The organism is Burkholderia sp. LS-044 (assembly GCF_004803625.1).
In the GTDB taxonomy this organism is placed as follows: Bacteria; Pseudomonadota; Gammaproteobacteria; order Burkholderiales; family Burkholderiaceae; genus Burkholderia; species Burkholderia cepacia.
On the sequence record NZ_SSWO01000010.1, the window covers coordinates 54744 to 68345 of the forward strand.

Genomic DNA, 13602 nt, shown 5'->3' on the forward strand with positions numbered 1-13602 from the left:
GCACGCGATGACCGCACCGTCCGACCGCAAGGCCGTCCTCATCACCGGCGCGAGCCGTGGCATCGGCCGCGCGACCGCCGTGCTCGCGGCCGGGCGCGGCTGGGACGTCGGCATCAACTACGCGCGCGACGCGGCGGCGGCCGAACTCACCGCGCAGGCCGTCCGCGACGCGGGCGGCCGTGCATGCGTCGTCGCGGGCGACGTCGCGAACGAAGCCGACGTCGTCGCGATGTTCGACACCGTCACGGCCGCATTCGGCCGCTTCGACGCGCTCGTCAACAACGCGGGCATCGTCGCGCCGTCGATGCCGCTCGCCGACATGCCGGCCGACCGGCTGCGGCGGATGTTCGACACCAACGTGCTCGGCGCGTACCTGTGCGCGCGCGAAGCGGCGCGCCGGCTGTCCACCGACCGTGGCGGTCGCGGCGGCGCGATCGTCAACGTATCGTCGATCGCCTCCCGGCTCGGCTCGCCGAACGAATACGTCGACTACGCGGGCTCGAAGGGCGCGGTCGATTCGCTGACGATCGGTCTTGCGAAGGAACTCGGCCCGCACGGCGTGCGCGTCAACGCGGTACGCCCCGGCCTGATCGAGACCGAAATTCACGCGAGCGGCGGCCAGCCGGGCCGTGCGGCCCGCCTCGGCGCAACGACGCCGCTCGGCCGCGCGGGCGAAGCGCAGGAGATCGCCGAAGCGATCGTCTGGCTGCTTGGCGACGCGGCGTCCTACACGACGGGTGCCCTGCTCGACGTCGGCGGCGGCCGGTAATACCGTACTGCGGCGCAGCAAAAACCGCCGCCCGAGAGGATCAGTCGTCACGACACCACAAATCTCCACAATTTCGTGACACTATCAGTAAACTCTCGTAACAATTCCATGGTCTACTAGCGGGCATTCAGACAGGCGTCATCAACACCTGTCCGTTATCCCTTGATGTGGCCCTAATCGGTCCTGCCCATGTCGCCGGACCGGCTCGACTCGACCCGAGATCTTTTCCATGCCCGGAACCGCAGCGCCCGGCCGGCGACGCACGTCTGTGCCCGCTCCGGCTCAGCACACCCGCTCGACCGCCGACACCGACCTCACTGCAACGCTCGACGTTGCCGGCACGCCCGACGCCGCCTCGACCGTCGCAACCAGCACCACGCACGAGCGCTCGTTCCTGCTCGGCTGGCGCGCATGGCTGTTCGTCGCCGCGCTGATCTGCGCGTACGTGCTGCCGGGCGTCCTCGGTCACGATCCCTGGAAACAGGACGAAACCTACACGTTCGGCATCATCCAGCACATGCTCGAGACGGGCGACTTCGTCGTGCCGACCAATGCCGGCCTGCCGTTCATGGAAAAGCCGCCGCTTTACGCGTGGGTCGCGACCAGCCTCGCATGGCTGCTGCAACGCGTGATGCCGCTGCACGACGCGGCGCGACTCGCGAGCGCGCTGTTCGCCGCGCTCGCGTTCGGCTTCATCGCGCGCACGGCGCGCGTCGCCAGCCGCGCGGACACCTGGTTCGACCTGCGCGTGATCGGTCCCGTCGTGTTGAGCGCGGGCACGCTCGTCGTCATCAAGCACGTGCACGACATGATGACCGACGTCGCGCTGTTCGCCGGCACGGCAATCGGCTTTAGCGGGCTGCTCGAACTCGTGATGCAGCACGTCGCGCGCGCGCAGCAGATGCGCCACGGGCTGCCGGTCCGGCCGTCGGGCCGCTGGGCCGCACCGATCTTCGGCGCGGGCGTCGGCATTGCACTGATGGCGAAGGGGCTGTTCGTGCCGCTCGTCTTCGCGGCCTCGCTCGTCGGCGCGCTGGTGCTCTATCCGGCCTGCCGCACCCGCTCGTTCGCGCGCGCGCTCGGCATCGCCGCGCTCGTGTTCGCGCCGTTCGCGCTCATCTGGCCGACCGCGCTGTTCATGCGCTCCGAGACGCTGTTCATGACGTGGTTCTGGGATAACAACGTCGGCCGCTTCTTCGGCTTCTCCGTCCCCGAACTGGGCGCGGAAAACGACAAGCCGTTCTTCATCCTCCGCGCGTTCCTGCTCGTCGGCTTCCCGGTCGCGCCGCTCGCGATCGTCGCGCTCGCGCGCGGCGTGTGGCGCGACTGGCGGACGCCGCGCGTCGCGCTGCCCGTCTTGTTCACCGGCATCGGTCTCGCCGTGCTGCAAGTGTCCGCGACGTCGCGCCAGCTCTACATCCTGCCGTTCTTCGCGCCGCTCGCGCTGGTCGCCGCGCAGGCCATCGAACGCCTGCCGCGCCGGCTGCATCTCGCGTGGGATTACCTGAGCCGCATCCTGTTCGGCGCGGGCGTGGCGCTCGCCTGGGCAATCTGGGCGGTGATGGCCGATCCGGCCGCGTCGCGCACGGATCTGGCGCCGCTCGGCCGCTGGCTGCCGCTCGACTGGACGATGCCGATCGAACCCGCGCTCGTGACCGGCGCGCTCGTGCTGACGGTCGGCTGGCTCACGCTGCTGCCGAAACTGCGCGCAACGGGCCTCTGGCGCGGCGCCCTGTCGTGGGGCGCCGGCGCACTCGTCGCATGGGGGCTCATCTACACGCTGCTTCTGCCGTGGCTCGACGTCGCGAAGAGCTACCGCTCGGTGTTCGACGACCTGAACGCGCATCTCGCGCTCGAATGGAACGACGGCGACTGCATGGCGAGCCTGCACGGGCTCGGCGAATCGGAAGCGCCGATGCTGTACTACTTCTCCGGCATCCAGCACACGCCGATCGACGACGCGAAAACGACGCGCTGCACCTGGATGATCGTCCAGGGTGTGCGGGCCGTCGATCCGGCGCCGGGCAGCGAATGGAAATTGTTCTGGTCGGGCGCGCGCCCGGGCGACAACGACGAACTGCTGCGCGTGTACGTGCGCACGCCCGAGCAGCACCTGCAGTGACGGATGGCGGCACGGCGCACCGTCGTGCGTCCCCTCGTGCCATGCGGGGAACGGCGAACACCGCCGCCTGACACGCGAACAGCCGCCGGGAAACGCGCGCCGCCGACCGGCGCGCCCGGCTGACACGGGTGGCCGCGCGACGCCGCGGGGCGGCCCCCTCCCCTTATCGCGCGACTGCGCGGATCTTCAGAACGACGAACCGGGCTCGCGAAGAAACGCCGTTTCCTCGTCGCTCGACTCGCGTCCGAGAATCGCGTTCCGGTGCGGAAAGCGGCCGAAGCGCTCGACGACGGCCGCATGCAGCAACGCGAAGCGGTGGTAGCTTTCGCACCCCGCCTCGTCGCGGATACCCGCGCACAGGCGCACGGCCTCGCGCTGGCTCTCGACCGACTCGTCGTGCTCGAACGGCAGATACGCAAACGCGCGGTGATGTCCGCTCGGCAACTGCGCGTCCCAGCCGGCCGCGACCACGCGGCGTGCAAGCGCGAGCGCCTTCGGGTCGGCGGCAAACGCGCGCGGCGTACCCCGATGGATGTTGCGCGAGAACTGGTCGAGCACGACGATCAACGCAAGTGCACCCGGCGGCGAACCTGCCCAGTGATCGCATCCGCCGTCGCACGCAGCGTCGAGCAAGGCGCTATAGCGTGTGCGCAGCACGTCGTCGAACGCCGCCCCGCCGTTGAACCAGACCTTGCGCGCCTGCCCGAATTCGGCCGAGCCCGGCTCGCCGAACCAGAAATCCAGGATCTCCCGCGCATGCGGATCAAGCGCCGCACCTGCGTGGATGGTGTCGATCGTCATGCAAACTCCAGGACGAGGCGCCGGGTGCGCGCGCTCTTCTTTTCCAGTTTCGCGATTCGCAGCTCGCCGATTTCGGCCGTGTTGCGCACATGCGTGCCGCCGCACGGCTGCAGGTCGACATGCTCGATGCGCAGCAGCCGCACCCGGCCGAGGCCCATCGGCGGCTTCACGCTCATCGTGCGCACGAGGTCCGGCCGCCCGGCCATCTCGTCGTCGGTGATCCACTCGGTCGTGACCGGGTGCGCGCCGACCACCAGGCCGGCGAGGCGCCGCTCGACATCGTCGCGGTCGATCGGGTCGGACGTCGCGAAATCGAGACGGACATAGTCGGCCGTCACGCTGCAGCCGTCGACCGCGTACGGCAGCACCGCGCACATCAGGTGCGCGGCCGTATGCAGGCGCATGTGGCGATAGCGGCGCAGCCAGTCGATCTCCGCGGCGACGCGCGTGCCGGGCACGAGCGCCGCGACACGCGCCTCCTGCCCCGGTGCGGGCACGTGCACGGCATCGTCGGGGGTCGCGCCGTCGAACTTCGCCTTGCGCGTATCGGCGATCGCGATCGTGCTGCCGTCGGGCAGCGTCAGCGCGCCGGTGTCGCCGGCCTGGCCGCCGCCGAGCGGATAGAACACGGTGCGGTCGAGCCGGATGCCGTCTTCACCGACGGCCAGAACGACCGCGTCGCATTGCGTGAGGTACGCGTCTTCGCGAAACAGCGCTTGTGTCGTCATTGGGCAAACCTCGTATCGATTGGGGAAGCGGCCAGTGTCGCGCCACGCGGTGCGCGCGCCCAGACGCAGATCGCCCCGCGCGCGTGCAGCGGCGTACCGGTCGGTCAACCGGGCCGGTTGCGCATCCAGTCGGCCGTATCGTAGAACGAATGCATGAGCCGCTCGCGCAGCGGTTCGGGCAATCCGACATCCTCCATCGCCCACGCCATGCAGCGCAGCCACTGATCGCGCTCGACCGACGCGATCGGGAACGGCAGGTGCCGCGCACGCAGCCGCGGATGGCCGAACCGGCTGATGTAGTGGTCGGGGCCGCCGAGCCACCCGCACAGGAACCAGAACAGCTTGTCGCGCGAACCGTCGAGCGACGCCGGGTGCAGCGCGCGAATCTGCGCGAACTCGGGCTCGAGGTCCATCAGGTCGTAAAAGCGGTCCACCATTTCGCGCACGCGGGCTTCACCGCCCACGAGTTCGAACGCCGTCGGCTGCGACGGCGCATCGTCATTCACATCGGTCATACGGATAGTCGGAAAACGGGATCTTCGGGGCCGCCGGCGACGCTCATGCGTCGCGCAGCGACTGCAGCGCGGGGCGCCGCAGCACATTATGCAGGCTCAGCCAGCCGGCCGCACCGGCGCACGCGACGCCGGCCGCGATGCCGGCCGGCACGAGCCACGGATCGACGGCGAGCTGGAAGTCGAACACGCGCGACGCGAGCACCCAGCCGACCGCGATCGCCCCCGCCGACGCCAGCGCGCCGGCCAGCGCGCCGACCACGATGAATTCCGCGCGCTGCACCGCATTGACCTGCGCCCGCGATGCGCCGAGCGCGCGCAGCAGCGCAGCCTCGCGCACCCGCTCGTCGCGCGTGCCGGCCAGCGCCGTGTAGAGCACGAGCACACCGGCCGCGAGCGTGAACGCGAACAGGAACTGCACCGCACCGACCACCTGCAGCATCATCCGCTGCAACTGCGCGAGGATCGGCGCGACGTCGATCGCGGTCAGGTTCGGGTAGCGCGCAATCAGCGGATCGAGCAGCACGGCGTCCGAGGCCGGCAGATGGAAGCTCGTCAGGTATACGGCAGGGAAATCCTTCAGCACCGGCGGCGGCATCAGCACGAAGAAATTGACGCGGAACGAGCCCCAGTCGAGCTTGCGCACGCTCGTGATCGGCGCGTCGACCGTCAGCCCCGTCACGTCGAAGCGCAGTACGTCGCCCGGCTTCACGTTCAGCGTCTTCGCGAGGCCGGCCTCGATCGAGATCTGCGGCGTGGCCGCGGTGCCAAACCAGTCGCCTTCGACGATCCGGTTGTCGGACGGCAGCTCGGTCGTATAAGACAGGTTGAACTCGCGGTCGACGAGCCGGCGGGCCTCGTCGGACGGGTAGGCATCCGGATTCACCGGCTTGCCGTTGATCGCGACGAGGCGGCCGCGCACCATCGGCGCGGGCACCGCGTCGCGCACGCCGTGCGCGGCCAGATACGCCGCGACGTCGGCACGCTGGTCGGGCTGGATGTCGATCAGGAACTGGTTCGGCGCATCGGGCGGCGTCGACTGCCGCCAGCCCGCAACGAGGTCGTTGCGCGTGATCGCGATCAACAGCAGGCACATCAGGCCGAGCGCCAGCGCGGTGATCTGCAGCGCGCTGGCCGTGCCGCGCCGGTGCAGCGACGCGAGCGCGTAACGCCAGCCGACGCCCGCGGCCACACGCGCGTTGCGCACCGCCCGCGCGGCGGCGAACAGCACGAGCCGCGCGATCAGCGCGAAACCGACCAGCGCGCCGGCGAAACCGCCCGCGACGATCAGCCCGAGCTTCAGGTTGCCGGCGGCCACGATCAGCAGCCCCGCGAACAGCACGACGCCGATCGCATACGCGGCCCACGCGGTGCGCGACGCGTCGCCCCACTCGCGCCGCAGCACGCGCACCGGCGGCACGCGCGTGAGCGGCACGAGCGGCGGCAGCGCGAAGCCGAGCAGCAGCACGAGCGCGGCGCCCACGCCGATCAGTGCCGGCCACGGCGTGGGCGGCGGCAGCACCACGTCGATCAGTCCGCCGAGCGCGGCCAGCAACGCCCAGTGGCCGCCGTAGCCAAGCACCGCGCCTGCGGCGCCGGATACGATGCCGATGCCGGCGAATTCGAGCGCGAACAACGCGCCGAGCGTGCGGCGGCTCACGCCGAGACAGCGCATCGTCGCGCAGCCGTCGAGGTGGCGCCGCATGTAGCGCTGCGCGGCCATCGCGATCGCGACCGCCGCGAGCAGCGCGGTGAGCAGCGCGACGAGCGTCAGGAAGTGGCGCGCGCGATCCAGCGTCTGCCGCACCTGCGGCTGGCCTTCCTGCAGCGACTCGAGACCGGCACCGCGCAGCTTCCCGCCGTCGACGCGTGCGTGCGCATACGCTTCGAAGCGCGCGACGGCCTGCTGGTCGCCGGCAACCAGCAGCCGGTACGTGACCCGGCTGCCGTAGCCCGTGAGCCCGGTCGCGGCGAGTTCGTCCGCGCGCATCATCAGCCGCGGCGAAAAATTGACGAACGAAAACCCGCGATCGAGTTCGCGGGAGATCGATGCGGCGACCTTGAACGTGCGCAACCCGACGCGCACCGTATCGCCCGCCTTCAGGTGCAGCGCATCGAGCAGCGCCGGATCGGCCCATACGGTGCCCGGCGCGGGAATCCCGGCCGCCTTCTGCGAGGCGGAGGCACCGGCCGGCAGGATCTCGACCGCGCCGCGCAACGGATAGCCGGGAGACACGGCCTTCACGGCCGCGAGGCGCGACGGCGCCGCGTCGGACGCCTGCCCGCCCGTGGCGGACGCGATCATGCTCGGGAAGATCGCGGTCGTCGCGGTACGCAGGCCGAGCGCGCGAGCCTGCCGGTCGAACGACGGATCGACGGGGCGGTCGGCCCGCACGACGAAATCGGCGCCGAGCATCTGGCGCGCGTCGCGCTCGAGCCCCTGGCGCAGCCGGTCGGCGAGGAAGCCGACGCTCGTCAGCGCCGCGACCGCGAGTACCAGCGCAAGGACGAGCAGCGTCAGTTCGCCCGCGCGCCAGTCGCGCGCGGTCATGCGGGCAGCCTGGCGGATCAGGTCGCGCAGGCCGAAGCGGCCGGCATGCGCACGCATCTCATGGCCGGGTTGCCCGGCGGGCGGCTGCGCCGCGTGTTGCCGCCCCTTCAATCGCGCTTCCCCCCGATCGAGTTCAGCCGCGACACCATGTGGTTCGCCATGCCGCGAAAGCCGCCCGAGACCCCCCGCCACAGACGCGGGAGCGCCCACGCGGAAGCCGCGATGAAGGCGGCGAGCAGCACCAGGAAGGCGAGCGGAACGAAGAACGCGAGCACGAGCCCGCCGACCACGAGGCCGTCCTCGGTCGACGATGCGACCCAGTTCGAAATCGGTTCGGGAGACAGGTTGATCAGCGCGCGCGTGCCGGCCTTCGCCACGTGCGCGGCACCGGCGAGCGAACCGCCGGCGAGCCCCGCGACCGCAAGCACGGTCGGATCGGCATGGCCGAGCGCGCCGGCCGCGAGCACGGCGCCGGCCGGAATGCGGATGAAGGTGTGCACGGCATCCCACAGCGAGTCGAACGCGGGGATCTTGTCGGCAAGGAATTCGGTGACGGTGAGCACGGCCGCGGCGCCGATGACCCACGGCGACATCAGGACGGCCAGCGTGTCGGGCAGGTGCAGCCAGCCGAACCGCGCCAGCAGGCCGGCGATCAGCACCGTCAGGTACAGGCGCAGGCCGCTCGCCCACGCGAGCCCCGCGCCGAGCGAAATGGCTTCGATCATGGCCCTCTCCTTGCACTTTCCGTGCGCTTTGCCGATTGATCGGATCGGGTCGGACAGACCGGCCGCGTGGCGCGTGGCGACCGGCACCGCGTGCCGCGAGAAGCACGACGGTATTCAGGCCCGAATGCATTCCATTATAGACAGGCCGGACGGGCGGCCGGCGCAATTCCGCGGCGCGGCACCCGGGCACGGGCGCACCCGGATGCGGTCGTCAGGCCGCCGACGACAGCTTGAGGCCGATCAGCCCCGCGACGATCAGCGCGGCACTCGCGACGCGCGCGGCGGTCAGCACCTCGCCCATCATCACGATGCCGAACACGAACGCACCGACCGCGCCGATGCCCGTCCACACCGCGTATGCGGTGCCGAGCGGCAACTGGCGCATCGCGACCGCGAGCAGCCCGAAGCTGGCCAGCGCCGTCACGATCGTAAACACCGACGGACCGAGCTTCGTGAAGCCGTCCGACGATTTCAGGCCGGCCGCCCAGGCCACTTCCAGCAAACCGGCAATCAACAACCATACCCACGCCATCCCGACGTACTCCGTATCGGATGGGGCCGTCCCCGTTGAAGCGAATGTCCCGGGGTCGTCCCCGGGCGGCGCCGAGTATAACAAGATGCTTACGGACACGCCGGCGGCCGGCCGGGGGCGCGACCGGCCGGGCCCGGTCAGTTCGAGACGCGCTTCGGCGTCGCGCCGCCGACGCAGCGGTCGTCGCGGTACAGCGCCCACTCCTCGCACACGCGGCCGTCCTTGAACACGCACATGCCGACCTGCCCGCTCGACAGGTTGCGTACCGTGTGGTGGCCGCCGAGCTTGGTGCAATTGACCGATGCGGGATTGGCCGTCGCCTGCTGGGACGACGGCGGTTGCTGCCCGGGCGGCAGCGGTTGGGCGAACGCGCCAGACGCGGCAAGCGCCAGCGCACAGATGACGACCAGACGGACGGACATTGCACGCTCCTCGTTTTCGTTCGCGGAGCGGTCAGGATAACGGGGAATGAGCGCCGGGTGTGCAACGCGCGCGTCGGCCGCGGGACTGTCGCGCCGACGCAACCCTGCCGGCGCGCGACGTCACGCGCACGTGCGCCGCCGCGGCCCGGCCGGGCCCGTCATGCGGCGCCGACGAGCCGGTATCCGACGCCCGTCTCGGTGACGATGTACTCGGGCTGCGCCGGGTCGCGCTCGAGCTTCTGGCGCAGGTGCGCCATGTAGATGCGCAGGTAGTGGTGGCTTTCAACGTGCGACGGCCCCCACACGTCGCGCAGCAGCTGCCGGTGCGTGAGCACGCGCCCCGCGTGGCGCACGAGCGTGGCGAGCAACCGGTACTCGAGCGGCGTCAGGTGCACGATCTCCCCGTCGCGCCACACCTGGCGCAGCGCGAGATCGACCGTCACGGTGCCGAAGCTCACCTTCGGCGACTCGTTCGCGCCGCCCTGGTTGCGCCGGCGCAGTTGCGCGCGGATCCGCGCGCGCAGTTCGGACACGCCGAACGGCTTGGTCAGGTAATCGTCGGCGCCCGCATCGAGCGCCGCGACCTTCTCTTCTTCCTGCGTGCGCGCCGACAGCACGATCACCGGCACCTCGGACCAGCCGCGCAGTTCGCGGATCACGTCGAGGCCGTCGGTATCGGGCAGGCCGAGGTCGACGATCACGAGATCGGGCTTGCGCGTCGCCGCGTCGATCAGCCCCTGCTTGCCCGTCTCGGCCTCGAACACCGCGATGTCCTCCTCCTCGAGCGCGGCGCGCACGAAACGGCGGATCTGCTTTTCGTCCTCGATCAGGACGACGGTCAGGCTGGGTTCACTCATGGTCTGGCAATGACTCGGATGGGGACGACGCACCCGGCACCTCGGGTTCGTCGTCGGATACGGCAGGCGCGGCCGGCGGCGTCTCGACCGGCAGCGTGAACCAGAAGCGCGCGCCCATCACGTGGCCGTCGGGCGCGGTGCGGTTGAGCGCGCCGATTTTACCGCCGTGCGCCTCGACGATCGCGCGGCAGATCGCGAGGCCGAGCCCGATGCCCGGCGTCGCCGACTCCTTCTCGCCGCGCGTGAACTTGTCGAAGATCCGCGTTTCCATGCCGGCCGGCAGGCCCGGGCCGTGATCGTCGACATGCACGCGCACGAACGGCAGCCCGTCGTCGGTCACGCGCTCGGCGCCGATCTCGAGCGGCGTATCGGGCGGCGTGTACTTCGCCGCGTTCTCGAACAGGTTGGTGAACAGGCGTTCCATCAGCACCGCGTCCATCTGCAGGAGCGGCAGGTCGGCCGGCAGCACGACGCGTGCGGGATGGCGCGACAGCACGCGCTTGCATGCGGCGAGCGCCGCGCCGACGGTTTCCTCGAGCAGCGACCACTGGCGCTTGAGCTGCAGGCTGCCGGCCTGCAGCCGTGCCATGTCGAGCAGGTTCGTGACGATGCCCGTCATCCGCAGCGCCTCGTCGTGAATCGCATCGACGAGTTCGCCCTCGCGCTGCGCGAAGCGCTCGGCCGCCGCGGCGTCGCCGCCCTGTGCGGCCGCGCGTCCGTTCGCGAGCATCGACGAGAAACCGACGATCGTCGTGAGCGGCGTACGCAGGTCGTGCGAGATCGCCGACAGCAGCGAGTTGCGCAGCCGCTCGGATTCCATGTTGACGAGCGCGTCGCGCGCGATCTCGACGTAGTGCACGCGTTCGAGCGCGAGTGCGATCTGCGCGGCGAATGCATCGAGCATCCGCTGTTGCTCGGGCACCTCGAGTTCGCGCGGTTCGCGTGACGCGACCGCGAGCACGCCGCGCGTGCGCATCGGCGCCTTCAGCGGCAGGTACAGCGCGACCGTCGCGGGCAAGGTATCCGTGCCGCGACCGGCCGGCTTCTGCTGGTCGTACACCCACTGGCCGACGTCGCTGTCGAGGTCGGCGCCCGTCAGCGTGACGGCCGCGTCGGGCTCCTCGATCTTCTGCCGCACCTTGTCCGCGCTGTCGGGCAGCAGGAACGCGACGCGCGCGCGGAACACCTCGCCCACGTGGCGGCTGCCGATCTCGACGATCTGCTCGGTCGTCAGCGCCGCGCCCAGCTCACGCGCCATCGCGTAGATCGCGCCGGTGCGGCGCTCGCGGCGCTGCGCGACGCTCGCCTGGCGCGTCAGCGTCGACGTCAGGTGGCTGATCACGAGCGACGTCAGCAGCATCCCGAAGAAGGTCAGCAGGTATTGCGTGTCGCTGACCGAGAACGACATGCGCGGCGGCACGAAGAAGTAATCGAACGCGGCCACCGACAGGAACGACTGCAGCACGCCCGGGCCGCGCCCGAGCCGCACGGCCGAGAACACGACGCCGAGCAGGTACAGCATCACGAGGTTCGTGAGGTCGAGCCGCTCGGACACGAGGCTCGCGACGACCGTGATCGCCGCGCAGATCGCGGCCGCATACGCGTAGTGCCGCGGCGGCGAGCGATGCGTGCCGAACTGCGCGAACGCGTCGCGCCAGTCGCGCGCACGCGCGTCGAGCGGCGCGGCGCGCGCCTCGTCGCTTGCGGACGCACGGATCAGCATCAGGTCGACGTCGCCCGCGCGTTCGGCGAGCTGCTCGCCGAACGGCCGCGCGAAGCGGCGCACGAGCCCGACCTTCGGCGAGCCGCCCGCGACGATCTTCGACACGTTGCGCACCTTCGCATAGCCGATCAGCGCGGCGACCGCGTCGGCGCCGGCGAGCGTGGCCGTCTCCGCGCCGAGTTCGGCGGCGAGCTTCAGCGCATCGAGCGTGCGCTGCCGCCGCGCGTCGGGCAGCCGCTGCAGCCGCGGCGTCTCCACATAGACGGCGATCCAGTCGGCCTTCAGGCTCGCGGCGAGCCGCGCGGCCGCGCGCACGAGCGTCGGCGCCTCGGGGCCCGGCCCGACGCATACGAGCAGCCGTTCGCGCGCCTGCCAGATGCGCTGGATCGAGCGGTCGGCGCGGTATTCGCGCATCTGCGCGTCGACGCGATCGGCCGTGCGCCGCAACGCCAGTTCGCGCAGCGCGATCAGGTTGCCCTTGCGGAAGAAGTTGCGCACCGCGCGCTCGGCCTGCTGTGCGAGATAGACCTTGCCGTCGCGCATCCGCTCGAGCAGTTCCTCGGCCGGCAGGTCGACGAGCGTGACTTCGTCGGCCGCGTCGAATACGCGGTCGGGCACCGTCTCCCACACGCGGATGCCGGTGATCGCGCCGACCACGTCGTTCAGGCTTTCGAGGTGCTGGACGTTGACGGTCGTATAGACGTCGATGCCCGCGTCGAGCAGTTCGTACACATCCTGCCAGCGCTTCATGTGCCGTGCGCCCTGCACGTTCGAATGCGCGAGCTCGTCGACGAGGATCAGTTGCGGCTGGCGCGCGAGTGCGCCGTCGAGATCGAATTCGGCGAGCGTGCGGCCGCGATAGTCGATGCGCGCGAGCGGCAGCACGTCGAGACCGTCGAGCAGTGCGGCGGTTTCGCTGCGCCCGTGGGTCTCGACGATGCCGACGACGACGTCGACGCCTTCCTGCCGGCGCTGGCGCGCGGCCTGCAGCATCGCGTAGGTCTTGCCGACACCGGCCGATGCGCCGAAGAAGATCTTGAGCTGGCCGCGCCGCTGCTTTTCTTCGTCACGCTGCAGCTTGTCGAGGAGTTGGTCTGGATCGGGACGATTCATGCGTCAGAAAGGCGGAGCGCCCGGATGCGCGCGAGTACGAGCATTGTTGTTCCAAATCGCCGCAAAAGGCAAAGACGGCGCAAGCGCCGTCGGGAAAAGGCGCGCCCGGCGCGGGGCTGACCGCGCCGGGCGCCGGTTGCCGGACGCGCTCAGTGCGCGGCCTGCGCCGCGTCGAGCGCGAGGTTCAGCTTCAGCACGTTCACGCGCGCCTCGCCGAGCACGCCGAACTGGCGGCCCGTCGTGTTCGCGGCGACGAGCTGCGCGACCGCGTCGGGCGTCAGGTTGCGCGCCTTCGCGACGCGCTCGACCTGGTACGCGGCGGCGGCCGGCGTGATCTCCGGATCGAGGCCGCTCGCCGACGCCGTCACGAGGTCGACCGGCACGGGCTTCGACATGTCGGTGCCCGCGTCGCGCAGCGCGGCGATGCGCCCCTTCACCTGGTCGGCGAGCGACGGGTTCAGCGGGCCGAGGTTCGAGCCGCCGGAGCCGGTCGCGTTGTACGGCATCGGCGCCGTGGCCGACAGCCGGCCCCAGAAGTACTTCGGCGCATCGAACGGCTGGCCGATCAGCGCGGAGCCGACCGGCTTGCCGTCCTTCTCGATCAGGCTGCCGTTCGCCTGCGACGGGAACACGGCCTGGCCGAACACGGTCATCACGGCCGGGTAAGCCAGGCCCGTCACGGCGGTCAGGACGACGAAGAGCACGACGAGCGGGCGAATCAACGTTTTCATGATGTTTCCTTCAATG

The 13602-nt window shown here is 70.7% G+C and carries 12 protein-coding genes; 2 read left to right on the forward strand and 10 right to left on the reverse strand.

All coding sequences use genetic code 11. The features are described from left to right. The first annotated feature begins 7 nt into the window (after positions 1-7). On the forward strand, positions 8-769 hold the full coding sequence (locus tag E9536_RS24655; protein ID WP_027786852.1) for an SDR family oxidoreductase: 762 nt from the start codon (positions 8-10) through the stop codon (positions 767-769). Between the two features lie 229 nt (positions 770-998). Next, positions 999-2891, forward strand: coding sequence for a glycosyl transferase (locus tag E9536_RS24660; protein ID WP_136471033.1), 1893 nt, complete (start codon positions 999-1001; stop codon positions 2889-2891). 186 nt (positions 2892-3077) lie between these two features. Here the strand turns inward: E9536_RS24660 and E9536_RS24665 are convergent, their stop codons facing one another. The 10 genes from E9536_RS24665 to kdpC form a co-directional block, all read right to left on the reverse strand. Beyond that, positions 3078-3692, reverse strand: a complete 615-nt coding sequence (locus tag E9536_RS24665) for a DUF924 family protein (protein WP_136471034.1) — start codon at positions 3690-3692, stop codon at positions 3078-3080. After that, positions 3689-4420, reverse strand: a complete 732-nt coding sequence (locus E9536_RS24670; RefSeq protein WP_059697941.1) for an alanyl-tRNA editing protein — start codon at positions 4418-4420, stop codon at positions 3689-3691. The genes E9536_RS24665 and E9536_RS24670 overlap by 4 nt, the downstream gene beginning before the upstream one ends. Positions 4421-4524: 104 nt before the next feature. Beyond that, a complete protein-coding gene (locus E9536_RS24675; protein ID WP_006398765.1) occupies positions 4525-4935 on the reverse strand; it encodes a group II truncated hemoglobin in 411 nt (136 codons plus the stop codon). Positions 4936-4978: 43 nt separating this feature from the next. Beyond that, on the reverse strand, positions 4979-7540 hold the full coding sequence (locus E9536_RS24680) for an FtsX-like permease family protein (RefSeq protein WP_060207733.1): 2562 nt from the start codon (positions 7538-7540) through the stop codon (positions 4979-4981). A gap of 50 nt (positions 7541-7590) precedes the next feature. Next, complete coding sequence (locus E9536_RS24685; RefSeq protein WP_021161113.1) at positions 7591-8208, reverse strand: DUF4126 domain-containing protein; 618 nt, start codon at positions 8206-8208, stop codon at positions 7591-7593. A 211-nt stretch (positions 8209-8419) separates the two neighbouring features. Next, entirely contained in the window at positions 8420-8740 is a 321-nt protein-coding gene (gene sugE, locus E9536_RS24690) for a quaternary ammonium compound efflux SMR transporter SugE (protein ID WP_136471036.1), read from the reverse strand. Between the two features lie 137 nt (positions 8741-8877). Continuing rightward, entirely contained in the window at positions 8878-9162 is a 285-nt protein-coding gene (locus tag E9536_RS24695) for a DUF333 domain-containing protein (protein ID WP_027786845.1), read from the reverse strand. Between the two features lie 158 nt (positions 9163-9320). Next, positions 9321-10019, reverse strand: coding sequence for a two-component system response regulator KdpE (gene kdpE / locus E9536_RS24700; protein WP_027786844.1), 699 nt, complete (start codon positions 10017-10019; stop codon positions 9321-9323). After that, positions 10012-12855, reverse strand: coding sequence for a DUF4118 domain-containing protein (locus tag E9536_RS24705; protein ID WP_136471038.1), 2844 nt, complete (start codon positions 12853-12855; stop codon positions 10012-10014). Before E9536_RS24705 ends, kdpE begins: the two co-directional genes overlap by 8 nt. 149 nt (positions 12856-13004) lie before the next feature. Next, a complete protein-coding gene (gene kdpC, locus E9536_RS24710) occupies positions 13005-13586 on the reverse strand; it encodes a potassium-transporting ATPase subunit KdpC (RefSeq protein ID WP_027786842.1) in 582 nt (193 codons plus the stop codon). Positions 13587-13602: the final 16 nt, after the last annotated feature.

Bases quoted from the DNA above. Each gene is read 5' to 3' on its own strand.
- E9536_RS24675 (WP_006398765.1), bottom strand. From the start codon at position 4,935: ATGACCGATGTGAATGACGATGCGCCGTCGCAGCCGACGGCGTTCGAA.
- E9536_RS24685 (WP_021161113.1), bottom strand. From the start codon at position 8,208: ATGATCGAAGCCATTTCGCTCGGCGCGGGGCTCGCGTGGGCGAGCGGC.
- kdpC (WP_027786842.1), bottom strand. From the start codon at position 13,586: ATGAAAACGTTGATTCGCCCGCTCGTCGTGCTCTTCGTCGTCCTGACC.
- E9536_RS24705 (WP_136471038.1), bottom strand. From the start codon at position 12,855: ATGAATCGTCCCGATCCAGACCAACTCCTCGACAAGCTGCAGCGTGAC.
- E9536_RS24660 (WP_136471033.1), top strand. From the start codon at position 999: ATGCCCGGAACCGCAGCGCCCGGCCGGCGACGCACGTCTGTGCCCGCT.
- E9536_RS24680 (WP_060207733.1), bottom strand. From the start codon at position 7,540: ATGCGTGCGCATGCCGGCCGCTTCGGCCTGCGCGACCTGATCCGCCAG.
- E9536_RS24670 (WP_059697941.1), bottom strand. From the start codon at position 4,420: ATGACGACACAAGCGCTGTTTCGCGAAGACGCGTACCTCACGCAATGC.
- kdpE (WP_027786844.1), bottom strand. From the start codon at position 10,019: ATGAGTGAACCCAGCCTGACCGTCGTCCTGATCGAGGACGAAAAGCAG.
- sugE (WP_136471036.1), bottom strand. From the start codon at position 8,740: ATGGCGTGGGTATGGTTGTTGATTGCCGGTTTGCTGGAAGTGGCCTGG.
- E9536_RS24655 (WP_027786852.1), top strand. From the start codon at position 8: ATGACCGCACCGTCCGACCGCAAGGCCGTCCTCATCACCGGCGCGAGC.
- E9536_RS24665 (WP_136471034.1), bottom strand. From the start codon at position 3,692: ATGACGATCGACACCATCCACGCAGGTGCGGCGCTTGATCCGCATGCG.
- E9536_RS24695 (WP_027786845.1), bottom strand. From the start codon at position 9,162: ATGTCCGTCCGTCTGGTCGTCATCTGTGCGCTGGCGCTTGCCGCGTCT.